At 40.8% G+C, this 23,557-nt stretch carries 23 protein-coding genes; 12 read left to right on the plus strand and 11 right to left on the minus strand.

The genetic code is table 11. The features are described 5' to 3' along the window. Positions 1-48 precede the first annotated feature (48 nt). On the plus strand, positions 49-237 hold the full coding sequence (locus tag ACSSTM_RS07135) for a YhzD family protein (RefSeq protein WP_034663606.1): 189 nt from the start codon (positions 49-51) through the stop codon (positions 235-237). A gap of 31 nt (positions 238-268) precedes the next feature. On the opposite strand, the gene ACSSTM_RS07140 is transcribed toward ACSSTM_RS07135, so the two are convergent. Next, the gene (locus ACSSTM_RS07140; RefSeq protein WP_080869535.1) at positions 269-1,042 is read right to left on the minus strand and encodes an enoyl-CoA hydratase; all 774 of its coding nucleotides are present in this window, start codon (positions 1,040-1,042) and stop codon (positions 269-271) included. Between the two features lie 29 nt (positions 1,043-1,071). Continuing rightward, the gene (locus tag ACSSTM_RS07145) at positions 1,072-1,260 is read right to left on the minus strand and encodes a hypothetical protein (RefSeq protein ID WP_080869524.1); all 189 of its coding nucleotides are present in this window, start codon (positions 1,258-1,260) and stop codon (positions 1,072-1,074) included. 352 nt (positions 1,261-1,612) lie between these two features. Here ACSSTM_RS07145 and ACSSTM_RS07150 point away from each other — a divergent pair, with 352 nt between their 5' ends. Both ACSSTM_RS07150 and ACSSTM_RS07155 read left to right on the plus strand, forming a co-directional pair. Continuing rightward, positions 1,613-2,110 (plus strand): cation:proton antiporter regulatory subunit, encoded by a 498-nt coding sequence (locus tag ACSSTM_RS07150; protein WP_034663613.1) that lies wholly within the window; start codon positions 1,613-1,615, stop codon positions 2,108-2,110. A gap of 3 nt (positions 2,111-2,113) precedes the next feature. Beyond that, complete coding sequence (locus ACSSTM_RS07155) at positions 2,114-3,337, plus strand: cation:proton antiporter (protein WP_034663616.1); 1,224 nt, start codon at positions 2,114-2,116, stop codon at positions 3,335-3,337. Positions 3,338-3,372: 35 nt separating this feature from the next. Here ACSSTM_RS07155 and ACSSTM_RS07160 read toward each other — a convergent pair whose 3' ends face one another. The 5 genes from ACSSTM_RS07160 to ACSSTM_RS07180 form a co-directional block, all read right to left on the minus strand. Then, positions 3,373-4,647 (minus strand): lysine N(6)-hydroxylase/L-ornithine N(5)-oxygenase family protein, encoded by a 1,275-nt coding sequence (locus ACSSTM_RS07160; RefSeq protein WP_095284967.1) that lies wholly within the window; start codon positions 4,645-4,647, stop codon positions 3,373-3,375. 75 nt (positions 4,648-4,722) lie between these two features. Next, positions 4,723-6,222: a coproporphyrinogen III oxidase gene (locus tag ACSSTM_RS07165; protein ID WP_034663621.1), complete on the minus strand. Its 1,500-nt coding sequence runs from the start codon at positions 6,220-6,222 to the stop codon at positions 4,723-4,725. Positions 6,223-6,336: 114 nt separating this feature from the next. Beyond that, positions 6,337-7,203, minus strand: coding sequence for a Cof-type HAD-IIB family hydrolase (locus ACSSTM_RS07170; protein ID WP_034663623.1), 867 nt, complete (start codon positions 7,201-7,203; stop codon positions 6,337-6,339). 446 nt (positions 7,204-7,649) lie between these two features. After that, positions 7,650-8,009 carry a YlbF family regulator gene (locus ACSSTM_RS07175; protein ID WP_034663625.1) on the minus strand — a complete coding sequence of 120 codons (360 nt, stop codon included), beginning with the start codon at positions 8,007-8,009 and terminating at the stop codon, positions 7,650-7,652. Positions 8,010-8,130: 121 nt separating this feature from the next. Next, positions 8,131-9,264, minus strand: a complete 1,134-nt coding sequence (locus ACSSTM_RS07180; RefSeq protein WP_309415317.1) for a DUF445 domain-containing protein — start codon at positions 9,262-9,264, stop codon at positions 8,131-8,133. 214 nt (positions 9,265-9,478) lie between these two features. Between ACSSTM_RS07180 and ACSSTM_RS07185 the strand changes: the two genes are divergently transcribed. The 7 genes from ACSSTM_RS07185 (at position 9,479) to ACSSTM_RS07215 (ending at position 15,747) form a co-directional block, all read left to right on the plus strand. Further along, the gene (locus ACSSTM_RS07185; RefSeq protein WP_437404108.1) at positions 9,479-10,582 is read left to right on the plus strand and encodes a YheC/YheD family protein; all 1,104 of its coding nucleotides are present in this window, start codon (positions 9,479-9,481) and stop codon (positions 10,580-10,582) included. After that, positions 10,539-11,897 carry a YheC/YheD family endospore coat-associated protein gene (locus tag ACSSTM_RS07190; RefSeq protein WP_095284963.1) on the plus strand — a complete coding sequence of 453 codons (1,359 nt, stop codon included), beginning with the start codon at positions 10,539-10,541 and terminating at the stop codon, positions 11,895-11,897. Before ACSSTM_RS07185 ends, ACSSTM_RS07190 begins: the two co-directional genes overlap by 44 nt. A 155-nt stretch (positions 11,898-12,052) precedes the next feature. Further along, positions 12,053-12,262: a YheE family protein gene (locus tag ACSSTM_RS07195; RefSeq protein ID WP_003211787.1), complete on the plus strand. Its 210-nt coding sequence runs from the start codon at positions 12,053-12,055 to the stop codon at positions 12,260-12,262. A gap of 20 nt (positions 12,263-12,282) precedes the next feature. Continuing rightward, positions 12,283-13,158, plus strand: a complete 876-nt coding sequence (locus ACSSTM_RS07200; protein WP_095284962.1) for a helix-turn-helix domain-containing protein — start codon at positions 12,283-12,285, stop codon at positions 13,156-13,158. A gap of 139 nt (positions 13,159-13,297) precedes the next feature. Beyond that, a complete protein-coding gene (locus tag ACSSTM_RS07205; RefSeq protein ID WP_034663634.1) occupies positions 13,298-14,404 on the plus strand; it encodes an ABC transporter ATP-binding protein in 1,107 nt (368 codons plus the stop codon). A gap of 233 nt (positions 14,405-14,637) precedes the next feature. Further along, positions 14,638-14,841: an alpha/beta-type small acid-soluble spore protein gene (locus tag ACSSTM_RS07210; RefSeq protein ID WP_034663637.1), complete on the plus strand. Its 204-nt coding sequence runs from the start codon at positions 14,638-14,640 to the stop codon at positions 14,839-14,841. 288 nt (positions 14,842-15,129) lie between these two features. Next, positions 15,130-15,747 (plus strand): NAD(P)-dependent oxidoreductase, encoded by a 618-nt coding sequence (locus ACSSTM_RS07215; protein WP_034663640.1) that lies wholly within the window; start codon positions 15,130-15,132, stop codon positions 15,745-15,747. Positions 15,748-15,866: 119 nt separating this feature from the next. Here ACSSTM_RS07215 and ACSSTM_RS07220 read toward each other — a convergent pair whose 3' ends face one another. Then, positions 15,867-17,882, minus strand: coding sequence for an ABC transporter ATP-binding protein (locus ACSSTM_RS07220; RefSeq protein WP_034663643.1), 2,016 nt, complete (start codon positions 17,880-17,882; stop codon positions 15,867-15,869). Continuing rightward, a complete protein-coding gene (locus ACSSTM_RS07225; protein ID WP_034663647.1) occupies positions 17,879-19,636 on the minus strand; it encodes an ABC transporter ATP-binding protein in 1,758 nt (585 codons plus the stop codon). Before ACSSTM_RS07225 ends, ACSSTM_RS07220 begins: the two co-directional genes overlap by 4 nt. A 557-nt stretch (positions 19,637-20,193) precedes the next feature. Between ACSSTM_RS07225 and ACSSTM_RS07230 the strand changes: the two genes are divergently transcribed. Then, positions 20,194-20,700 carry a universal stress protein gene (locus ACSSTM_RS07230; RefSeq protein WP_003210990.1) on the plus strand — a complete coding sequence of 169 codons (507 nt, stop codon included), beginning with the start codon at positions 20,194-20,196 and terminating at the stop codon, positions 20,698-20,700. 46 nt (positions 20,701-20,746) lie between these two features. Here the strand turns inward: ACSSTM_RS07230 and dat are convergent, their stop codons facing one another. Then, complete coding sequence (gene dat / locus ACSSTM_RS07235) at positions 20,747-21,604, minus strand: D-amino-acid transaminase (RefSeq protein ID WP_095284960.1); 858 nt, start codon at positions 21,602-21,604, stop codon at positions 20,747-20,749. Positions 21,605-21,900: 296 nt separating this feature from the next. Here dat and ACSSTM_RS07240 point away from each other — a divergent pair, with 296 nt between their 5' ends. Then, positions 21,901-22,755 (plus strand): polysaccharide deacetylase family protein, encoded by an 855-nt coding sequence (locus ACSSTM_RS07240; protein WP_437404109.1) that lies wholly within the window; start codon positions 21,901-21,903, stop codon positions 22,753-22,755. A 43-nt stretch (positions 22,756-22,798) separates the two neighbouring features. On the opposite strand, the gene ACSSTM_RS07245 is transcribed toward ACSSTM_RS07240, so the two are convergent. After that, positions 22,799-23,530, minus strand: a complete 732-nt coding sequence (locus tag ACSSTM_RS07245) for an NAD-dependent protein deacylase (protein WP_437404289.1) — start codon at positions 23,528-23,530, stop codon at positions 22,799-22,801. Positions 23,531-23,557 lie beyond the last annotated feature (27 nt).

The raw sequence follows: 23,557 nt of genomic DNA on the forward strand, positions 1-23,557 counted from the left end.
TATTCATTGTTTAATTACATAGAAAAGCAGAGGAAAGGGAGATGAGGAATGGAGAAGACATACTTTTTAACTGTATTTGACCGGTCGGGTGAGACCTTATTAAATGAAAAAATCACAACGGATAGTGATGAAAAGGCAAAGGAATTAGGGCGCCATCGCTTAATCGAACAGCAATACACGAAGCATTCCCACCGGCTCGTTGATGATGCAGGCAAGCTTCTTTTATTTGAACGTTAAAAAAACCGGCATTCGCCGGCCTCACATTCGTTTATACGTTCTGAAACACAGGTCGTCTTTTTTCTAAAAAGGCCTGAATGCCTTCCTTATGATCATGACTTTGCCTCAGTCTTGCCTGTGCTGCCCTCTCCTTTTGAAGAACGGCTAGCAGCTCAGGTTCTGACTGCTGAAAATAGATCAGCTTTGTTTCAATAAATGCTTGAAGCGGCATGTTCATAAACGGCTTCACACATACTTTTTGATACGCATCGACTTCATCCTGAAACACCCCGTCTGCAAGGCGCAGTTTTAACGCTTCTTCAGCCGGCAGCTTTTGTCCGCTCCAAATCAATTGTTTCGCGGTTTGTTCACTGACTCTTTTTGTGAGAAAAAAATGCCCTCCGCCATCTGGAATTAACCCTACTCCATTAAAATTCATGGCGAGCTGTGCATCCTGATGCATAAACAAGTAGTCACAGCTTAAAGCAAAGCTAAAAGCAAGGCCTGCCGCTGACCCGTGGACAAGGGCAATCGTCACTTTTTTCATACCGGCTAGAGAAAGTGTAATTCCCTCGATCAAATCCATCACACGATGGAAATCTTCTTCACTTTCCTGCTTAAGCATCATGCCAATATCTCCGCCTGCTGAAAACCCTTTCCCCGCTCCCTTGATCACAACGACTTTTGCACTGCTTTCTTCCGCTGCATCACACGCCTCTTTGAATTCAGCAAACATGTCCACATGAAATGAATTATAAGCATCAGGCCTGTTGAAAACGATTTCAAAAATATCCCCGTCTAACTGACAATTGATATATGTCATCATCCATCCCCCTTTTCTTTTAAACTCATGACTTAATTCCATTTCAACCCGAATAATCCCTTTTCCTCTTCATAAAAAATTTCAAGATCAATTGATACCAAAACAAGCATAATTGTTGAAACAAGAAATATATTTTTATATAGTAAATGAAGAAAGAAAATGATTTTGAAAGGGGGAGGATGATTGATAAGGTGTTCCATATTCATATTGGTTAGTTTCATCGTCATGTTTTCTCCTTTTTCAAATGTCGTTTTTGCTCCACAGGCAGAAGCGAGTGCACCTAGTCTTATTTCTCCATCCATCTACGATGAAGAAATTCAAGCTGTGAAGACACCTCCATTTTCAAAAAAACATGCCTCCTCTATTCTGTTAAAGAACAGATTATCACTGGCTGATTCAAAGGTTTTTCTTCTCAAGCCTGCTCCAGCAGCTGCATTATCCATTGATCTATGTTTTTTGGAAATGAAGTGTGCGATCCCCATTATGTGTCAATCAAATTACCTCTACTGATTCATTTTATTTCATCCGTATTACTATATGAAAAACACAACCTATCATATTCGGAGGGATAAAATGAATATTAAAGAAAATGATCTTCCTGGGATCGGAAAGAAATTTGAAATTGAAACGAGAAATAGAGAAAAAATGACGATAGTGATTCATGATGATGGCAGACGGGAGATTTATCGTTTTGACGATGATGATCCAGATGAAGTGCTGTCCACCATTTCTCTCGATGATGCTGAATCAAGGCAAATCGCTGCGATTATCGGCGGCATGGTGTATAAACCGCAGGCACTTGAAACCATTGAAATGGCCTTCAATGACTTAATGATTGAATGGTTTAAGGTGGAAAAAGGCGCAAAAGCGGTTGGACATACACTCGGTGATTTAGATGTGCGGCAAAACTATGAAGTCACCGTCATTGCGATCATTAAACATACAAATGAAAAATTACTGAACCCTGGTGCCGATTCGATTATTGAAGCAAATGATACGATGGTCATTTCAGGCGAAAGAAAACACTTAAAGCGATTGATTCGTGATTTTCTTTCTAGAGGGGGAGAGTGATGAATGGATCATTTAGTCTTTGAAGTTGGGACGGCGCTGATTCTCATCGCCATCGCCAGCTTAATCGCCAATAAAATAAAATTCTCTATCATCCCTTTTCTCATTGTCCTCGGTATGATCGTTGGGCCGCATGCTCCAACCATCGGGATCATTGATCTAAAATTTATCGAAAGCACCGAAATTATTTCGTTTTTTGGCAGAATGGGCGTCTTGTTCCTTCTTTTCTATCTTGGACTTGAGTTCTCTGTCGGAAAGCTTATTAAATCGGGCAAATCCATTGCTGTCGGCGGATCTATTTATATTTTGATTAACTTCAGCTTAGGACTGCTTTACGGTTTTATCACAGGGTTTGGGTTCCTTGAGGTTCTCATTATGGCAGGGGTTATCACGATTTCATCCAGTGCCATTGTGGCCAAAGTCCTTGTTGATTTGAAACGGACTGCGAACCCTGAAACTGAGTTAATTCTTGGGATCATTATGTTTGAGGATATTTTCCTCGCTGTTTATTTATCCGTCGTATCTGGTCTTGTCCTTGGAGATGCCACAACGGTTAGCGGTGCCTTATTATCCATTTTCATTGCTTTTGGTTATATGATGCTTTTCTTTATCATCGCACGTAAGCTGCCAAAACTATTAAACAAGTTGTTCGATATCCGTTCGAACGAAGTGTTCATCATTGTGATTTTTGCGGCTTTATTCTTTGTCGCTGGTTTCTCAGAGACAATCCATGTAGCAGAGGCCATTGGGGCACTCTTACTTGGTCTTGTTTTCTCAGAAACAGAGCACTCTGACCGCATCGAACATCTTGTGGTTCCATTTAGAGATTTCTTCGGGGCCATGTTCTTCTTCAGCTTCGGTCTCAGCATTGATCCATTTACATTAGGTGATGCCTTCTGGCTTGCGATCGGCGCTGTGATTCTCACCTTCATTGGGAACTTCACTGCTGGAATGTTCGCTGGAAGAAGAGCTGGATTTTCTCATAAAGCCTCTTCTAATATTGGATTAACCATCGTATCACGAGGAGAGTTTTCAATCATTGTAGCCGAGCTCGGTATTGCGGGCGGACTTGCCGCTACCTTGAAGCCATTTGCTGCATTGTACGTCTTAATCCTTGCGATTTTAGGACCGCTTGTGACGAAGGAATCTAAGCGAATTTATCAAATCCTAAACAAAATCTTCAAATGGAAAACAGAAAAACCAAAAGTGAAAAAGGAAACAACGATCTAATGAAAAAGGGCCCTATGCTTGGGCCCTTTTTCATCTTATTCAAATTGCTGAAATGCTGTTTCTTGCTTGACTGACGCTTCTTTCATCCCGCGAATCGTTTGAATCACTTTCTGGTTGCGGTAGATGGATAGTTTTAAATTGGTCGCCGCTGTTCCATGAGAGTGATCAAGATGCGTGAATGTAAAGAAATGATGAGGGCGCTTGTCTTTGAACACAAGCCTGAAGTCTTCTGTCACTTTAAAATGCTCTTCACTTTCCCATTCAATCAAAGGTTCATACGCACTAAACCACGCCGGGATATTCGGAGTGTACCCTGTAGCCAATACGGCACGATCAGCTGTTATGCTCTTTTCTTTCTTTAGCTGCCACTGCTTTAGGTGCAGCTTCAGGGACTGATTCTCCTCCACCTGAATCGCTTCAAGCTCGGTCATTGGCTGAATCACCACAGATGGCTCTTCACCTGTAACAGACCGATGATACAATTCCTGATAAATACGCGAGAGCGTCGATGCATCTATACCATTTCTTAATCCAGTCAGCCTAGGCAATGTGTTCATTCGTTCTTCATAAGGAAGCGAATGGAAATATTCGACGTACTTCGGTGTAAATAGCTCCTGGCCAAGCTCTGCCGTCTCCAGCTCTCTAAATTCACTAGATCGCGTAAACCACGAAAGCTGCTGTCCTTTCTTTTGATGCTGAAGCAGGTCTAAGAAGATTTCGGCTGCACTCTGCCCAGAACCAATCACCGTCACCGACTCAGCTTCATGAAGTTCTTCCTGCTGGTCTAAATAACGGCTGCTATGTGTCACATATGGCAGTGCAGCATCAGGCACATCGACAGGAATCATCGGTTTGCTCCCTGTTCCAAGCACGACATGCTTTGCACGATACTCAGAAAGCGATCCATCCTTCAATCGCCGGACTTTCACAAGATAACCACCTTGGCAGTCCGTCACTTCCTCTACCTTCATCCCAAATTGACAGCTATCTAATTCACCTGCGACCCATGATAAATACTCATTGAATTCTCTTCGCGGAATGTCAAACTGTTCAAATGTATAGAACCGGTGAAGTCTATTTGATTCATGTAAATAATTTAAAAATGTATACCTGCTCCTTGGATTCGCCATCGTCACAAGATCAGCTAAAAAGGAGACTTGTAAATCCGTTCCTTTGATCAGCATACCAGGATGCCAGGCAAACTCGGACTCCTGTTCAAAAAAACAGCATGAAACATCTTCATACTCCTCTAACAAAGCCGCCAAACCTAAATTGGCGGGCCCAATCCCAATTCCGATCACATCAATCATATGTACACCTGCTTTAACTTTTTATCACTTATATACCCTTTTACAAATGAAAAAAACACTGCGTCACCGCAGTGTTTAAACGTGAGGAACAAATAATGACTCAAGAAATTCAATTTTCTCTTCGGTATAGTGTTCATAGCGGTCATTATACGATTTTGGATCTTTTGGATTGGCATACTGCGTAATTTTTCCTGAACGCGGATCAATGAATTTACTAGCAGCACCGCATCCAATCCCAATGATTGTCTGCACTTCTTCCATAATAATGATATTATACAAACTTTCCTGTCCATCCAGTGAATACCCGACATTTTCAAGGTTCCCTAAGATGTTTTTTTGTCTATATAAATAATAGGGATGATAGTCATGTGCTTTCGTCCAAGCGACCGCTTCATCCATCATACGTGTGATTTCTTCCCGGTCTGCTACTTGATATTTGTCCTTATTGCGCGTCATCTCAGAAGCTCTTTTAAAGGAGAGCGTATGCACAGTTAACGATTCAGGCTTAAGTTCTTCAGTCTGCTGCAAGGAATGCTGGAATTCCTTTAGCCCTTCTCCCGGCAAACCAATAATTAAGTCCATATTAATGTTATTCATGCCATACTGTCTTGATAAGTGATACTTTTCAATCGTTTCTTCTACACTATGGTGCCGGCCAATGGCTTTCAGTGTTTCATTCTCATACGATTGTGGATTGATGCTAATCCGGTCAATATGATATCGGTTTAGCACCTCTAGCTTATCAGGTGAAATCGTATCAGGACGTCCTGCTTCGACAGTCACTTCCCGTATATGTTTCACATCAGGGAACGAGCGATACATTTCTTCATACAGCAAATCCATTTCTTCCGCAGTGATACTCGTCGGCGTACCTCCGCCAAAATAAACAGTCGTCACTTTGATACCATGTTCTTTTAGCCAAGTACCGATTTTTTGCATCTCATAATGCAGACCAAACAAAAACGTTCCCACTCTTCCAGCTTGTCCTTTAATCGCATAAGCAGGAAACGTGCAATAAGCGCATTTGGTTGGGCAGAAAGGAATACCAATATAAATACTTACTTCCTGCTGAAGGTCATACAGGTCAGGAATCGCTTGAAGCTGACGGTCGACAATCTCCTGCATCAAATCGATTTTTTCATCATGAATCAAATAATCACGCTTTAATGCGGCATGCGCGTCTTCCTTTGTCATGCCTTCTCTCAGCATCTTATGGAGTAATTTTGTAGGACGTATCCCTGTGAGAATACCCCACTTTTGCGTCATTCCTGTGTACTCCTGAAGCAGATGTAAATAAACAGACAGCACTGTGTTTTTGATTTGCTTCCAGCGCTCCTTATCGTTCAAGCCCTCTGGGACGTCTCGCGAAAAACGACTAGTGATGTCTGATCCAGCGATGTGACCAGATGCTTCCACCGTTCCATTTTCTTCTTTCCAGCTAAACACCATGGTTAAGCCATCTTCTAATTCTCCTGTATCAAACAGCACTTCACTATCTTCTTCAAATAAATTGGCTATATTAACAAGCGGGCGATGAAATCGTTCATCTGACAGCCCTTTAATTAAAATTCGCATCGTATCACCTTTATCTTCAAACTTGTTTCATTTTACAAAATCTATGTAGGAAAAGCAATGACTGGAACAGTTGAAGGCCCTGCCATTTCTTGATTGACAGGGCCTTCGTCTATATTATCGTTTAATATCGAATTGATGTAAAAATCCTTCTCTTTGCTGCATTCTAAAGTATTCTTTGATCATATAAGCGACTCCCTGTTCATCGTGCGAACGTGTCACCCAATCGGCTTTACGCTTAACAGAATGAGGGGCATTTCCCATCGCAACGCCTAAGCCAGCCAATTCGAGCATTGGGATGTCATCTGTCCCCTGCCCAATGACCACCGTATCTTCTAAAGTCAAACCTAATGCTGAAGTCAAAAGAGAAAGCCCCGCTTCTTTCGATACGCCTTTGCATACGATATTCATTTTCTCATCACTGATCTGAATAAGATCGACAGATGGAAAAGCTTGTTGAATGGTTCGGTGAATTTCAGGCTGAAGCTCTGCGGCCGAATATACTTCAATCACTGGTGTACTGACCGGTTCATCCATCAGCATATCACTTAGCGATTCAACAAATTGCACAGGATAGAAAATTGGATCAGACGGATGAATCAACGTCTTTCCCATCAGCTGTGACTGCGTTTTTTTCCGGTTGCCAATTGAGAATTTTTCATGCAGTAAGCGAACATTACAATCAAAGCTTTCAAGAATTTGCACAAGATTAAATGTTTTTTCTTCCGTTAGTTTCTTCACATGAAGCGGCTCATCGAGTTTATTCGCGATAAATGCACCACTATGCGTCACAAGGGTTGACGTTGGAATCTTCAACGCCTTGGCTATTTTTTGTGCGGAACGAAAATGCCGGTTGGTGACAAGCGTCACGTAAACCCCTTTTTTCTTCACGTATTCCACAGCTTCTTTTGTAGCGGAATGGATTTTTCCATTGGAACGAAGTAACGTTCCATCTATATTGAGTGCAAGTAGTTTTTTTGACACTGAGGCATCCCCCTTCTTGATGACTGTACTTACGATGAGGATATGCCCTAGCTTGGTGCTTTAGAACATGCAGTTAAAAGAGCCCTGTGTTATGAATCTTTTGCAAATAAAAAAAGCCTACCCCTAGGCTTTTTTTTATGTATGGTTTGGATGCGTCACAATGAGGTGATGAAGCTCCCCATGATCCCCTTATCTTTCACACACCAAAGCATTGCTTATATCAGATCCCCTTATGCTTTGCGTTTCTCCCAGAAGCGCTTCTCTCTCGTTTGGCTAATCGCCTTAAATCCCAAGTGAAACGCACCCAATTGTCCCATGAGAGCGCTCATTTGAAAGCACTTTCAATATAAGTATTATCGCAGAATTTATGAGCTTCGACAACCTTTTTTTGAAAAGTTGGACAGGGAACATGTGAAATAAAAAAAGGGCGAATATCATCGCCCTTTTCATTCATTTTCTTCTGGATTCCCATAAAGCTCTTCAAGAGGCTTCATGATCACTTTATTTAATTCTCCGATGAGAACACTCACACGTTGTTCTGCTTCCATCAACTGAGAGATTTTATCGTGCTGTTGAACAAGTGCCACTGTTTTTTGAGCTTGCTCCACTTCTTCTTGTGTGATCTCTTGACCAGTCATTTGTTTTTGTTGAAGGTTTACTTGAATGTCCCGGAAGTTCTCGAACATTCTTTTAGAGGACTCATCCGCGTTTACCTCATCATAAAGATTTTTTAAAGTTGAATATTCTTCGCTATGACGCAGAGCTTTTTCAAGGTCATATGCAACATCATAAACATTTACAGACATGTTATGTCTCCTTTCTATCCGTTATCACCGATATGATCGGCGGACACCACTCCACTATAACAAACTATGGCTTTCGTTTCACATATATACAATGAATTCATCAAAATTTCTCTAGCTTGTCTTAAAATAGCGTGACAAAGATTGCTTGAATTGCGCCGATTAATCCGCCTAAAAAACCGCCTAAAAACGTGATCATTTTAAGTTCATTGTTGGAAATGCTAATCACAAGCTCCTCCATTTTTTTAAGCGGAAAATGTTCAATCTGCTCACGAATGATATCTTCAAATTTGAGCTTTGCGAGCAGTCCCTCTAAAGCATTCGATGCTGCTTTAATCCCCTTGTCGACAAGCACTGGTGCAAAGTGTGTTTTGAGATCAAGCGCTACTGCACTGACATAATATCCAACTGGCTTGTCTAATATCAGCTTTGTAGAGAAGTGTGAAAGCAATTGCTTTTTCACACTATAAGCAAGCTCCTTCACATTCCATTTTTCATCTAGCTCCTGAAGAGAAAACTGCTTCACCTTGTCCCATTCTTGAACAAGCAAATCTGATAAAAATCTTTTTGTTTCTGCGTTTCTTAAAAATTTGATGATTTCAGGATGTACCCGATCAATTAAGCTTGAATTCCCTAGAAACATTTGAACCATACTGCCAAGCATGCCTCTTTCCTTTAAGAAATCATCAATCATATTGCCAAGTCTTGCTTTACCTTCCTCGCTTTCAAAATAATGAATCCCTCTCTTTAAAATATAATCTGCTGCATCTGGAATTTTTGAAGATATTTTGTTTTCCACATCTAGCGGAAGCAATTCAGATAAAGTTTGCTCATTATATTTTTCAAGCAGTGAATTGAGCTTTTGATCAGACCACTGATGGATCCATTCATCTGCTTTGACGTCAGCCTGTGATACGCCGAATCTTTCAAGCAAAGATAGCACTGTTATCTCCATTACAGCGCCTTTGTCAATATATCGATGGACTGTATGCAAGATCTCCTGCTTTGCCTCCGATGATTCAAATCGCTTTTGAATTCCTTCTGGCGTGAGCAAATGCTCCATAACCATGACACCAACCTGCTTGGCTACTTCATCTCTTCTTTTAGGAATGAGCCCTGGTGTAAATGGAAGCTGTTTCCCAAAAAAATAGTATGGCTTATAAGGCCGAAAAAGCATTTTAATTGCAAGATGGTTTGTCGCTGCTCCTATGACTGCGCCTATAACAATCATAAAGATAAACGTTGTGAATATATTCAAAGTCGTCATCTACCTTTCAAACAACACCCGATGTTTATTGGTTTAATCTATACGTATTATAGTTGTTGTCAAGTCCCCAAGCAAATGAAGCATGTTGCTAGACATATGATCAATCGATCTGTCGTAATGATAAAGGAGCGCAATCTTTATGTAAAATCATGAAAAAGTGTTTTTGTGCTGGTAAAAAAAGAAGTTGAAAAGAAGGTGTTTTTTAATGACATCAACATTAGGTATTGTGACCCTTTCTTCAAAGTATGAAGAGGCATTCACTCGTGGGTTAGCCAAAGCTGCCCCTTCTTATGGTTTAAAGGTTGTTCGTTTTACACCATTTGATTTAAAGCCGGCTTCAAATTTGATACAAGGTCAAACTTATACGAATGGTCAAGGATTTGCCGCAGCAGAATTTGAGATTCCTGACTTGATTTACGATCGATGCCTTTACAAGCATGACGCACAATCTAAAAAAGCAAAACCAATCATGGAATGGCTGAAAAAGTATCCGAAAACAGATTTTTTAAATACAGGTATTTCAAATAAAATGATGCTATTCGAGCAGCTCCGTCTCCTCCCTTCTTTACAGCCATATTTACCTGTCTGCTCATTATTAAAAGAGCCATCAGACCTTCTCAACATGGTAAGGAAAGACGGTTATTGTAAAATGCAGCCGCTCTCTCAACAGCATGCAGCATCTACTTACTTCATTTTCTTAAAAGACAACACTTTCACTGTTCAGCTAAGTCCCGAGCTTGTCATCACATTTTCGCGTCCATCAGATATAGAGCGCTGGTGTAAAAAGTACGTTGGCCGATATTTCCTTCAATTTTTTCAGACGAGTGATCAAAAAGACTTTTTATTCAATGAAATAAGGATTTTCCTTATGAAAGATTCACAAAATCAATGGAATCGCATAGGGATTCACACAAAATCACCTACAGAAAATAGTCATTTAAACATTACACAAAAATCAGCTCCCATGATAGGCTTTGATCACTATCTAAACACATTGCAGCCGCACATCAAAGAGCTTCTTTTAGATGATATTGCATCCATTCAAGCATCTCTCCCAGCATATATAGATAAAACCTTCTCCCCTTGCTTTGAATTCGCTGTAGACTTACTCCATACAAGTGAAGGCAGGCTTTTCATATCAAATATAAGATCAAAGCCAGGGCGATCCGTTTTTTTAAAAGCTTATCCTGACAAGGAAGATCAATTGATTCGTACCATTCTTGCACATGCTCAATCGATGGCGTCTCAACCGAAGGAGGTTTCTTATGAACAAAAATCGCTTCATCATCGCCCCTCATCTCACAAGTGAAAAAACAGTTCATCTTCCCGCCCATTTTAAACAGCAGGATGCGATCTATTCTCTTGCTTTAGGATCCCGTTTAGTAGATGACTTCACCGTTTCCTATCATCAACATCCAAATAAAATTTTATTATCAGAAAATCTATATAGAAATTTACTAATTCCTTATCAATCAAAAGCTGATGTGATCGCCGTTGATCATACACTGTTTATAGGGCCGCTGCTTGGCATTTTCACCGCAGGTTTTGGGCAAAGCGCGCAGCCACTAGGAACGAGATCAGACTTTTTTATCAAACTGCTGCACTCTTTCAGGCAGCATGCTGGATTTGCCTACCTTTTTGGTACACATTCTATTGATTGGGATAAAGGAATAGTAGAAGGATTGTTGCACCAACAGCAAACATGGGTTAAAAAACAGATGCCTCTGCCGTCAGTCATTTACGACCGTCTTCCAAATAGAAAGGCTGCTCAGTCGGCATTCATTCAAGAAACAAAGCGTAAACTCACACAAGACTATGATATTCCTTGGTTCAACCCTTATTTTTTTAATAAATGGGATATTCATGAACAACTGTTAACAGATGAAAAAACATGTCCTTTTCTTCCACATTCCATACAATTGGATCCGGTGGACGCTCTAAATAAAATAGAAACACTCCTCCATCTACATCAGGTCATATACTTAAAACCATCGAATGGAAGTCACGGCGACGGTATTTATCAATTAAAGAAGACGGCTCATGGAATCACTGTATGCTCAAATCACGGAAGCGCTGTTCCATATGACTCAATAGAGCATTTCGTGACCAAGCTCCGAAAAGATCACGCAATTCAAGACTTTATGGCTCAACAAGGCATTGCACTTCTTCAAATAGACAATCAACCAATGGATTTCAGAGTTCATACGAATAAAAATAAGTACGGCCATTGGACAGTCACGGCAGCAGCAGCAAAAGTCTCTGGCAATCACACAGTAACGACTCACCATTTACATGGTGGCTTAGTAAAAACACTTTATGATGTTTTTCCAGAAAAGAAGAAGCGTTTGAAAACTTTAGAGCAGCTTTCTTATACTGCCATCACGCTTAGTCAGGTGATAGATGAAAAAATGTCCGGCCATATTGGTGAAATCGGTTTTGATTTAGGCATTGATCAGACAGGAGCTATCTGGATGTTTGAAGCCAATTCTCGCCCTGGCCGCGAGATTTTCCAGCAGGTTTCATTGCGAAACTCAGAAAGACTGATTGGGAAAAGAATCATGGATTATGCATCTTATCTTTCACAAACGACCTCAACAACTACAGACCACACGAACGTCTTCTAACTGTTTTTCGTTTTAAATTGATGGTGTTATGAAATCTATGCTTTTCCTATGCTCTTTTCATCAGATGAGATACAATAAAATCAAGTTCAAGGTTGTTTCCGTATTGTCGTGTTTATTTATTGTTTCATCAATAAAAGCAAGGAGGCAATGATGATATGATTTCTCATTTTCAATGGAAACCTCTCTTTAAGAAAGCACAGTTGCCAGGCTGGAAAATATCCTTTTTTCACAATGGTGCGCACTACGAAGGCATCTACCACAAAACAGGTGATATTGAATGGGGCTCCCAGCTTCCACCTCATGAAGTCGAACCAACCTTAAAAGAAGAAATCCACGAATTAATGCTATTCCATGTCTATGATTAAACTGTTTAAGGAGCTTCGCCATGTTAGAAAAATTAAAGCTTGTTTACGGAGAGCATATCATCAGTTCACCTACAAATGACCATCAAATTCTTTGGTATCAAACAGACGAAGGCGAATTATTTGGAGTAGACAAATCAGAGCTTACAGCGAGAGAAACACTTCTTCTCAATACTTTCCTTACACCAATTGATCTTTCTCATACAAAGCAGACTGAGGATGAACAGAAATGGTACAGCTATCTTTTTGATAACAAACCACTAACTGTTCAGCACCCCGTCCGTGTATATTATTTTAAAATGTCCCATCAAGCAGAACAAAGGCAGCAAATAAAAGAGGCTGTGGTTCACAGCCTCGAACATGCTCATTTCATTTGGACAGGCGCTGATACAGCGATGCTGATTCAAACAAACGCTACATCAGAAAATAGTCAATTAGATCTGCTAAATGATTTGTCTCTAGCCATTACAAGTGACTTTTTAACAGACTCAGTCTTTTTACAAGGACAGCTCCATTTGCCAAATGGACATTTACAAAAGAAATTGTTAAATGAACAGAAACTTTTCTTGGACCATGTGCAGCGAGGCAAGCTTAGATCAGGGATTTCCACATTTTATCAATGTCTGCCATCACTCATGCGTTATGATGAATCCGCGCTCTCTCATGCTATTTCAGATGCTTTTAAAGAGGCGGTCCTTGATCGGGACGTTTACCGCACCCTCATGACCTATATGCAATGTAACTTAAATGCATCCAAGGCAGCAAAAGCTTTATATGTTCACAGAAACAGCCTTCAATATCGAATCGATAAATTTATTGAGCGCACAGGAATCGATATACGGCATTTTCCAGAAGCATCTGCTGTTTATTTTATGATGAATCTTCTCGACCTTTCATAACAATCAATGACATGAGCATCCTGCCCAAAAGTGAAAATGAGATGTTGTGCACGTTGTCCATTTACAGACGCTTCCCCATTTTATACACTTTATTTACAAGTAAAGCGTTTTCAATAAGAGGATGGGGAGGTTATCATCTATGGCTGAAATGATGCTCAATCAAATTTATAAAGTGTATGATAACAAGGTAACAGCAGTAGACAACTTTAATCTACATATAGAAGATAAAGAATTTATCGTGTTTGTTGGTCCATCTGGGTGCGGAAAATCAACAACCCTTCGCATGATTGCAGGACTTGAAGAGATTTCACAAGGGGATTTTCTGTTAGACGGAAAACGGATGAATGATGTAGCACCAAAAGACCGGGATATCGCAATGGTTTTCCAAAACTATGCTTTGTACCCTCACATGAATGTATACGATAATATGGCTTTTGGATTAAAGCTGCGGAAGTTCCCGAAAACAGAAATTGATGAGCGGGTTCGAAATGCTGCGAAAATATTGGGGCTTGAGCAATATTTAGACAGAAAACCAAAAGCTCTGTCTGGCGGTCAAAGACAACGTGTTGCACTTGGGAGAGCAATTGTGCGTGATGCAAAGGTCTTTCTTTTGGATGAGCCGCTTTCTAATTTAGATGCAAAACTTCGCGTTCAGATGCGTGCTGAAATATCTAAGCTTCATCAGCGTCTGCAAACGACATTTATCTATGTCACACATGATCAGACTGAAGCTATGACAATGGCTACTCGCCTTGTTGTGATGAAAGATGGCTTTATTCAGCAGGTTGGAGCGCCGAAGGATGTATATGAAAATCCAGAGAATGTATTTGTAGGTGGATTCATTGGCTCTCCTGCGATGAATTTTTTCACAGGAAAGCTCTCTGACGGTGCCATTGCAGTTGGAAAAACGCATATTCGTGTACCAGAAGGAAAGATGAAGGTATTACGCAGCCAAGGTTATATCGGAAAAGATATCATCCTTGGTATCAGGCCAGAAGATTTTCATGATGAACCCGTGTTTATAGAGGCATCTGAGGGCACAAAGATCGATGCCAACGTAGAAGTTGCTGAATTAATGGGAGCTGAAACGATGCTTTACTCTTCTCTCGATGGTCAATCGTTTATTGCTCGTGTTGATTCTCGTACCGATGTTCAGGCTGGACAGTCTATACCTCTTGCCATCGATATGAACAAAGCCCACTTCTTTGACTCGGATACGGAGCTCCGTATTCGCTCCGCTGAATAAAGAGATACATGCAGCACCATCACTCATGATTGAGTGATGGTTTTTTTGCATGTTGAACAACATTTACCATGTTCTTTTCTCGTATGTTTTTTTCAGAAATCACCATAATACTTAGTACAAAGCAGTTACTGCATTGGGTTTCGCCAAGTGGCAAATGACTTGCTCATTTCGCTGGTGCGATTCCAGCAAACCCAACCAAAAACCAAATCATATACAAAAAGGAGATTCACATCATGGCAAATTCTAATAGTTCAAATCAATTACTAGTTCCTGGAGCAGAGCAAGCAATCGACCAAATGAAGTACGAAATCGCTTCTGAATTCGGTGTAAACCTTGGTGCAGAAACAACATCTCGCGCTAACGGATCAGTTGGTGGAGAAATCACTAAGCGTCTTGTATCTTACGCTCAACAACACATGGGTGGAACACAAGCTTAATTTCATATTTGGATCATAGAAGGCACCTCTCTTAAGGTGTCTTCTTTTTTTATTTTTATCCCTCACCAATCTCCTTTCCAGCTCATATCATGTAGTAGAAAGGAGCGGATCTTCATGGACATTATTTCCGGTATGAACTTTGAACTTCTACAATTTGTAGGGATCTCTCTATTATGTGAATATGCTCATAGTATTCGGTCCTTTCACCTTTATAAAAAAAGCATCACATAAAAGTTGTACCATTTTGGGTTCTTTTCACTTATAGTATGTAGTGGAGGGATCGAACAGATGAAAATAGCTCTTTTCGGTGCTCATGGACGTGTAGGACAAGCATTTCTTCGTTTCGTTCAAGTAGATGATCGTTACATAGTTCGTTCATTGATTCGGACAAACCGAGAAGAAATGCTTGCGGGTATGTTTCAAGTCACCGGCAATTCAAGAAATCGAGAAGATGTGCTTGAGACGATCAAAGGAGCAGATATTGTTGTGAGCTGTCTATCAACAGATGGTGATGATACATTATCTGTTTCAATGGAGCATATCGTACAAGCCATGAAGCAATCAAATACTTCAAGAATTATTACAATTGGTACGGCAGGTATTTTAAAGGCAAGGCAGCAGCCGGAACTTTACCGTTTTGAAACAAATGAATCAAGGCGGACTACTTCCCGAGCAGCTAAAGAGCATGCCAAAGCGTTTGAAATCCTTCAATCGACTGATCTAGATTGGACCATTATTTGTCCAACCTATTTACCAGATGGAGATGTGACACGGTCATATCGCTATGAAAAAGATTTTCTCCCTATAGATGGAAAGAAAATTTCAGTTGAAGATACCGCACACTTTTTATATCAGCAGTTAAATTCGAAGGAATTTGTACATCAACGCGTCGGCATTGCCTACTGATGATGCAGCTCATGTAAACGATATAACTAGTAAAGGTCGAGGTCAAAAACGAATCCTCGACTTTTTATGCAAATAAAAAGAGCCTCATTCAAAGTGAATAGGCTCTTTTTTGTTATTCATCAGCTGTTTGCAACAGCACCCTTTTGCAGTTCGTACATTTGCGCATACAGCCCTTCTTGCTGCATGAGTTGATCATGACTGCCTCGCTCGACAATTTCACCTTTTTCTAATACCAAAATCATATCGGCTTTCTTAATGGTGGATAATCGGTGAGCAATGACAAAAGTCGTTCGTCCTTCTTTGACGACATCAAGCGCCCGCTGAATGATCGCTTCTGTTTCTGTATCAATGTTTGCAGTGGCTTCATCTAAAATTAAGATCGCTGGATCGTACGCTAATGCACGGGCAAATGAGATTAACTGACGTTCCCCTGAGGAAAGAGTACTTCCCTTTTCAACGACTGGTTCATCAAATCCTTCTGGCAGGTGCTTCAATAACTCTACTGCGCCTACTTGCTTTAATGATGATTCAATCGTTTCTCTTTTAATGTCTTCATTTCCTAAACTGACATTGGATGCAATCGTTCCGGAAAATAAATACGGGTCTTGAAGCACAATGCCCATTTGTTTGCGCAACGTTTGGCGTGACTGGTGATAAATGCTTTCCCCATCTATGAGAATGTCTCCTTGCTGAATGTCATAAAAACGCAGCAGCAAGTTCATGATCGAGCTTTTCCCAGAACCGGTATGCCCCACAAGTGCAACCGTCTGGCCTTTTTTGGCCTCGAACGTAATGTTCTTTAATACATTATTTCCTTCATTATAAGCAAAGGTGACATCTTGGAACTGAACGTGTCCCTCCATTTTCTTTTGAACAGGTTCTTCCACTGTTGTTCCTGGCTCATCTAATAATCGGAAAACCCTTTCCGATGAAACCCTTGCTAATTCCAATCTCGAGAATTGGTTCACAATGCCTGTAATCGGCTGAAATAATCGATTTAAATAATCGACAAACGCATAGAGCACACCAATTGACACAATGCCCGTCGCACTTAAGGACGCACCGCCAAAATACCAAATGAGTGCCACATATGCTAAATTCCGAAGCAGGTTAACCAAGTTATGCGACAGAAGTGAATTTAAATGCAGCATCTTTCGCTGATATCGAAAGTGATTGTTGTTCAGCTCATCAAATTCCTCTTTCGTCACTTTTTCATGACGAAACGCTTGAATAATGGTCATCCCTTGAATGGCTTCATTTAGCTTGGCATTGATGTCACTAATGATCGAACGAATGCGGTGGTTGTACACTGATGCAAACTTTCTGTAGGTCATTGACCATAGGAAAATAATCGGTACCGCCACCAAACAAATGAGTGCCAGCTTCACATTTAATAAAAACATGGCAATATAAATTCCAATCATGTAAATAGCACTCGTCACGAAATTAGCGAGGACTGTCACATATAAATCACGAATGGTTTCTGTGTCATTGGTAATCCTCGCTACGACCTTTCCAGCCGGTAAATTATCAAAATACCGAATAGGCAGCGTTTGAATATGCTCAAATACATCAACCCTCATTTTTTGAATAATTCGATTGGCTATCCGCTGTAGCAGATAATGCTGCGCATACTGAAAGAAAATCGCAATGACGAGAAGCCCTAGATAAAATAGAACAAGCTGCACCAAACCACTGATTTCCGGCTCATAAAAAGAGAAAATTTCCTCTTTTGATAAACGCTGTACTTCATATGTCTCGCGCTCGTTCCCATTTTCAATGGTAAGCTGATCTCCGGATATCTTTCGGTTTCCATCAAAACGAATCGGCTCATTTACAAAATAGTAACCGAATCCGACTTGCACCACATTGATTTGTTTTCCGGATTTCATACCACTGTCTAATCGATCGCTTCGTATATAGTTATTTCCCTGGTAATAAACGGTTTTGTCTGTTTTTTCATTGACTTCGACATACGGTTTTTCTACACCTAAAATATGATCATCAATCATTTTCTTCCCAATAAATGGTCCTGTCAGTTCAGCACCTACTGCAATGATGAGAAAGATCAAGGCAACAGACAGTACTTTCTTATAAAGGAGTGCGTAGGCAAGGAGTCTTCTTCCTGTTGTCATGCCTCATCCCCTCCTTCCAGCTGGTTTGTCAGCTGCTGACGCAAAAATTGTTCTTTGTACCACCCATCTTGCTGAATGAGCTCTTCGTGGGTGCCCTTTTGGACTATGCATCCTTCTTCCATGACAAGTATGAGATCCGCATGCTCAACAGCTGATAGACGATGAGTCGTAATAAACGTCGTTTTCCCATGACGATTTTGCCTTAAATTTTCTAAAATAGCGGTTTCTGTTTTTGCATCTACCGCAGAAAGCGAGTCATCCAATATTAAAATGTCGGGGTCTATTAATAAAGCGCGTGCAATGGAAATTCGCTGCTTTTGTCCACCTGACAGTGCCACACCTTTTTCCCCCACCATGGTTTCGAGCCCCTCTGGCAAAAGACGTAAATCTTTTTCAAAGTAAGCATCTTTGATCGCTTGTGCTAATTCATTTTGTTTTGCGTCCCGATGACCAAAGCGCATATTCTCTTCTACACTTTTTGAAAAAAGGATATGATCCTGCGGTACGTATCCGATCCATTGAAATAGCTGATCTAATTCGATCTCTTGGATTGGGACTCCTGATAGCAGGATTTGACCATCACCTGTTGGATACTGGCGCAGAAGCTGTTTTACGATAGTCGTTTTACCGCTTCCTGTTTTGCCTGTAATTCCGATTGTCTGCCCTTTTCGAACCGTAAAGGACACATCAATTAAATTATCTTTAGGGGAAGTTGGATACCTGAATGTCACGTGATCAAACTGAATATCGCCAGGCTCTTGTAACGTTTTTGGCTGAGAAGCGTCTGTGACATCCGGCTTGTAGCTGAGTGTATGATTCAACCGGTCTAACGACGCATTTCCCCTTTGCATAATATTAATCAATTCGCCTATCGCAAACATTGGCCAGATCATCATTCCAAGATAGACGTTAAATGCGACAAGCTCACCAATGGTTAAATCACTTTGGAACACAAGATAGGCTCCGTAGCCGATTCCAATTAAGTAGCTGACACCGACAAGTAATTTCACTGTCGGCTCAAACAATGAATCAATGATCGCCACTCTCATATTTTTTTGAAATACATCATCTGTCATTTGGCGAAAGCGTTCGACATCTTGTTTCTCCTGTACAAAAGACCGAATAACCCGGACACCTGCGACTGATTCAAGGACGCGATCGTTCATATCACCAAATGCATCTTGAGCAACTGTAAAGCGATCATGAATCTTGCTGCCATAATACGCAATCAAGAGCGCCATCAGCGGCATAGGGATGATCGCCATTAAGGTTAATTTCCAGCTAATCGTCAGCCCCATCGTAAAGAAGATCATCAGCATATAAGCAGTGGAATCAACCAATGTCAGAACGCCAAAACCTGTCGTTAAAGCCACAGCATTTAAATCGTTTGTACCTAATGCCATTAAATTACCGGTTTTTTTCTTTTCATAAAAGGTGGGTGTCATCTTAAGTAAGTGACGCATGAGCTTCCCGCGCATCACACGCTCCATGACATTTGCGCCGCCAAATAACTGATACATCCAAAAATATGTCAGCGTATAGACGACGACACCTAGCAAGCAAAAAATGGTTACATAAAACACAATACTGGATGTTGTAAATTGACCAGAACGAATGTCATCAACTGCCTGCCCAAGATATCTTGGCGGCAGCATTTCAAGCACATTCACAATGAGCAGAAGCGTAATGGCGATCGTATAACGCCTCCACTCTTGTTTGAAGAACCAGCCTAATTTCGCAAATACTGAAAACATGTTTGTCTCTCCTTTTAAAGCTAGCCGCTTTCTAGATTTTCCTGGCTGTCACCTTGTTTCGTTTTTTTGGTTTTTGTCATTTGTCTTGCTTTTGGCATGTTCACATGCTTTCACTCCTCTTCATTTACTTGTTGATCTCCATCCCTTTATTTCGAAATGCGAAATGAATACAACAAAAAAAGAGGCAACCAGCTGTCTGGTACGCCTCTTTTAGTCATGTAAAAAGGCGCATGTTGACAAATACGCAACATACGCCTTGATTCATCCGATCAATTGGAACATACGAGTCCCTTTTCAATGACCAATGAAGGTGTAATTGTCACGTGAATCAACCCATTCATGCAGTTTGATTTCATTCTTCCAATGTTGCACATGACATTTCCTCCTTTTGGCTCTTGAATCTTTTTTTATCTTATAGCGGCTGTCACCATTTTGTCAATAAATATTTTTCAATAAATGAAATTTTCTAACAAAAAGTTCACCGCCTTCATGTGTATCTTTTTCAAATAACGGGTATACCATGAGTGTAAAGACTCCTTTTGAAAGGAATGAGGACATTGTTTCAAGCTGATCGGATGGTCGTTGCGTTTGATGGACATGAAGACAGTAAGAAAGCATTAAAAAAGGCAATCGCTCTAGCCAAAACCTTGAATGCCAAGCTGACTGTTGCCTATGCACATGATGGCAAATCAAGCAGACAGGTGTTTGATGCACCACGCCCAATGACTGGCGGAGCTTATATCGGCGGCGGCATGGCAGACCTTCAAACACCCCCTGTGTATGTACCTCATGATGAACAGCAAAGTCCCTTGATTTTTGAAGATCATACAGAAGAGGTCGTTGCAGAAGCAAGAATGCTTTTAAATGAGGAGCAGTTTGAAGCTGCCATTGAAATTGTTGAGGGGGAACCAGCGGAAGCGATTATCGAATATGCTGAAGACATATCAGCAGACCTCATCGTCATGGGAGCACGTGACCAAAGCAGATTGAAAAAAATGCTCTTTGGCAGTGTAAGTGAAAAGTTATCATCAAAATCAGATATACCTGTGCTTATTGTAAAATAAAAGAATCACAAAAGGCTGTAAACATTGGTTTACAGCCTCTCTTTATTTATGAAGAAATAGATGCTTCACTTTCATGTTTAATTTTTTGCTGGAAGCCTTCCTGTACACGCTTTGTCAACTCTCCTGGAACGCCTTCCCCTACTGGCTGGCCATCAATTTCAACAATCGGAATGACTTCAGCCGTCGTCGAGCTGATGAAGATTTCCTGCGCGCGCAGCAGCTCTTCTTTACTTATACGAGTTTCTTCAACACTGCATCCCTCTTCTTTACATACCTCAAGAAGCTTTCTACGGGTAATACCGTTTAGAATAAGATTGTTTGCTGGATGTGTGCGAATCACGCCATCAATGACGGCATATACATTCGAGGAGGTTCCCTCAGTCACAAAACCATCTCTAATGAGAATGGCTTCAAATGCACCAGCTTCAGATGCCTTCTGCTTTTCCATGACGTTATATAAGAGATTTAAGCTTTTAATATCACATCTTAACCAGCGAAGGTCCTCAGATAATATGGCCTTTGCACCAGCTGTCTGCTCATGAACAGGCTTTTTCACCTGGAACGTATATGCTGTGATTTGAGGAGTGAGAGAATCGCCATATTGATGTTTACGAGGTGCGACGCCCCGCGTGACTTGAATATACACACCTCCATCTGTTAATTGGTTGTGGGCGACGAGCTGTTTTAACTTTTCTTCCATATCTGATACTGCACCTTGAAGATGAATGCCGATTTCTTTTGCACTCTTGAACAGACGCTCTGTATGCTCTTTTAATGTAAACAAAGTCCCATTGTATACACGGATGACCTCATAGACGCCGTCACCAAATTGATAGCCTCTGTCTTCAATATCAACATGTGCATCCTTTTTTTCAATGAAATCGCCATTATACAATACTTTCATACGGAATCTCCCCTTCGCTTCGCATTAATGGTTGAGTCTGATGCTATCTTAGCGGATAAATGAGTACGTTTCAATGATTATTCAGAATTATTTCACATCATGATAAATGGTCAACTTTCTATTGTAACAAACATAGACTCATAACCAAAAAGATTCCAATTTTTTAGCATCTTCTATATTCATAGGCTCTTTTTTCCTGTATACTTAATCCATATGAGCACGACAAAAAACAGCGGAAAAAGACAGAATCTACTACATGATTCGACACAAATTTTTGATTTATTGGAGCGATTGTAATGCAACGGGTTACGAAAAAACAGACACCTTCAAACACGATGCTGCTCTCAAAAGCGATTGGTTTAGTGATTCTGTCACTGATCCTCTTTTTTATATGGGATATATCTAAAACCAATATGCAGGCAGCAGATCAGCCGGCTAAAATGTCTGCGAGCAGTCAATTCCGAAACACAAGCACAAGTCTGAAAGCAAAAGATGATTCTACGAAAACATTAGATGCACATTTTAAGATCAACCCAAACAAACATGTAACGGATCAAACGATCTTTTTAACCTTTGATGATGGTCCGTCAGCGACATCAAATCAGCTTTTAGATGTGCTCAAAGCGCATCAAGTAAAGGCCACATTCTTTATGCTTGGGCCGCAGATTAAGGAACACCCGGCAGCTGTGAAAAAACTTCATCAAGAAGGTCATCAGTTAGGGCTTCATGGTATCACACATGATGTGAAACGCTTTTATCAAAAAAGTGATTCTCCCGTCAATGAGATGAAGGAAGATCAGCGCATTTTGGCTTCTGTCACAGGTGAGTATACACATCTTGTGAGAACACCTTATGGCAGCGCCCCAAATTTAACGGATCAGCAAAAGGCACGTTTAAAACAAAAAGGCTTTGTATACTGGGATTGGACAATTGACAGTCTTGACTGGAAATATAAAAGCTCAAAATATGTACCAGAGGTATTAAATCAGCTGCAAGTGCTTGAGACAAAACATCCAAAAGAACCAAAAATCATCTTAATGCACGATCAGCCAGCGACAGCAAAATACTTAAACAGTTTAATCACACAGCTAAAAGCGAAGGGCTATACATTTGAAGTCCTTGATGAATCGATGAAGCCGCTGCAACAATAAAGAAAGACCCCGCACCTTTTTTGGATGCGGGGTCTTTGATGATTTATAAAGCTTTCACGAGATCGCCAATTCGCTCATGAAAGACAAGATCAAACAGTGGATCGTATTCTGTTTCACTCAAATTCATCATCACCTTGAAGATGGAAGGATTTTGAGCGGCATCTTCTGGAATATATCTTGCTGGCGCCACTTCTAGGGAAGTCCCCATGACGAGCAGAAGGTCCGCTCGCTGAAGTGATTTCTCTACTTGATCAAAATGTTTAACCCTGTCTCCAAAAAGGACAACATCTGTTTTCAGCACACGCCCACATGTCCGTCCGTCTGAGGAAACCTTTAGACATACAGGCACTTCTTCTTGTAATAAATAAGGCAGTTCATATGTCGCTTGGCACGATGGGCAAGTAGCTGTTTGAATGGAGCCGTGGAGTTCATATACATGCTGGCTTCCTGCTTTTTTATGCAGGCCATCAATATTTTGGGTGAAAATATCCACATGTTTTCCTTGTTTCTCAAGGCTGGCTAAAAAGGTATGTCCACTATTGGGCTCGTACTCTCCGCTCATTTTCATCTGAAACAATTCCTTGAATTTCGGCCAGAAATGCTGAGGGTGTGATAAAAAGTAGGACCGGCTCATCGCCTCCATGCGGGAGGTGTCTTCAGTCCATAAGCCGCCCGTTGATCTAAAATCGGGGATACCCGATTCTGTGCTCATACCCGCACCTGAAAGTACCATAATATGTGAAGCCTGCATTAATTTCTCTCTTAGCGCTGCCACCTTTGTTTGATCCACTCACAATCCTCC

Source organism: Bacillus sp. RK1064, from assembly GCF_051488405.1.
Classification (GTDB): domain Bacteria; phylum Bacillota; class Bacilli; order Bacillales; family Bacillaceae; genus Bacillus.

Coding starts and splice junctions, on each gene's coding strand:
- ACSSTM_RS07210 (WP_034663637.1), top strand. CDS start 14,638: ATGGCAAATTCTAATAGTTCAAATCAATTACTAGTTCCTGGAGCAGAG.
- ACSSTM_RS07135 (WP_034663606.1), top strand. CDS start 49: ATGGAGAAGACATACTTTTTAACTGTATTTGACCGGTCGGGTGAGACC.
- ACSSTM_RS07225 (WP_034663647.1), bottom strand. CDS start 19,636: ATGTTTTCAGTATTTGCGAAATTAGGCTGGTTCTTCAAACAAGAGTGG.
- ACSSTM_RS07150 (WP_034663613.1), top strand. CDS start 1,613: ATGAATATTAAAGAAAATGATCTTCCTGGGATCGGAAAGAAATTTGAA.
- ACSSTM_RS07165 (WP_034663621.1), bottom strand. CDS start 6,222: ATGCGAATTTTAATTAAAGGGCTGTCAGATGAACGATTTCATCGCCCG.
- ACSSTM_RS07240 (WP_437404109.1), top strand. CDS start 21,901: ATGCAACGGGTTACGAAAAAACAGACACCTTCAAACACGATGCTGCTC.
- ACSSTM_RS07220 (WP_034663643.1), bottom strand. CDS start 17,882: ATGACAACAGGAAGAAGACTCCTTGCCTACGCACTCCTTTATAAGAAA.
- ACSSTM_RS07190 (WP_095284963.1), top strand. CDS start 10,539: ATGAACAAAAATCGCTTCATCATCGCCCCTCATCTCACAAGTGAAAAA.
- ACSSTM_RS07160 (WP_095284967.1), bottom strand. CDS start 4,647: ATGATTGATGTGATCGGAATTGGGATTGGGCCCGCCAATTTAGGTTTG.
- ACSSTM_RS07155 (WP_034663616.1), top strand. CDS start 2,114: ATGGATCATTTAGTCTTTGAAGTTGGGACGGCGCTGATTCTCATCGCC.
- dat (WP_095284960.1), bottom strand. CDS start 21,604: ATGAAAGTATTGTATAATGGCGATTTCATTGAAAAAAAGGATGCACAT.
- ACSSTM_RS07200 (WP_095284962.1), top strand. CDS start 12,283: ATGTTAGAAAAATTAAAGCTTGTTTACGGAGAGCATATCATCAGTTCA.
- ACSSTM_RS07205 (WP_034663634.1), top strand. CDS start 13,298: ATGGCTGAAATGATGCTCAATCAAATTTATAAAGTGTATGATAACAAG.
- ACSSTM_RS07175 (WP_034663625.1), bottom strand. CDS start 8,009: ATGTCTGTAAATGTTTATGATGTTGCATATGACCTTGAAAAAGCTCTG.
- ACSSTM_RS07140 (WP_080869535.1), bottom strand. CDS start 1,042: ATGATGACATATATCAATTGTCAGTTAGACGGGGATATTTTTGAAATC.
- ACSSTM_RS07215 (WP_034663640.1), top strand. CDS start 15,130: ATGAAAATAGCTCTTTTCGGTGCTCATGGACGTGTAGGACAAGCATTT.
- ACSSTM_RS07185 (WP_437404108.1), top strand. CDS start 9,479: ATGACATCAACATTAGGTATTGTGACCCTTTCTTCAAAGTATGAAGAG.
- ACSSTM_RS07145 (WP_080869524.1), bottom strand. CDS start 1,260: ATGAAACTAACCAATATGAATATGGAACACCTTATCAATCATCCTCCC.
- ACSSTM_RS07195 (WP_003211787.1), top strand. CDS start 12,053: ATGATTTCTCATTTTCAATGGAAACCTCTCTTTAAGAAAGCACAGTTG.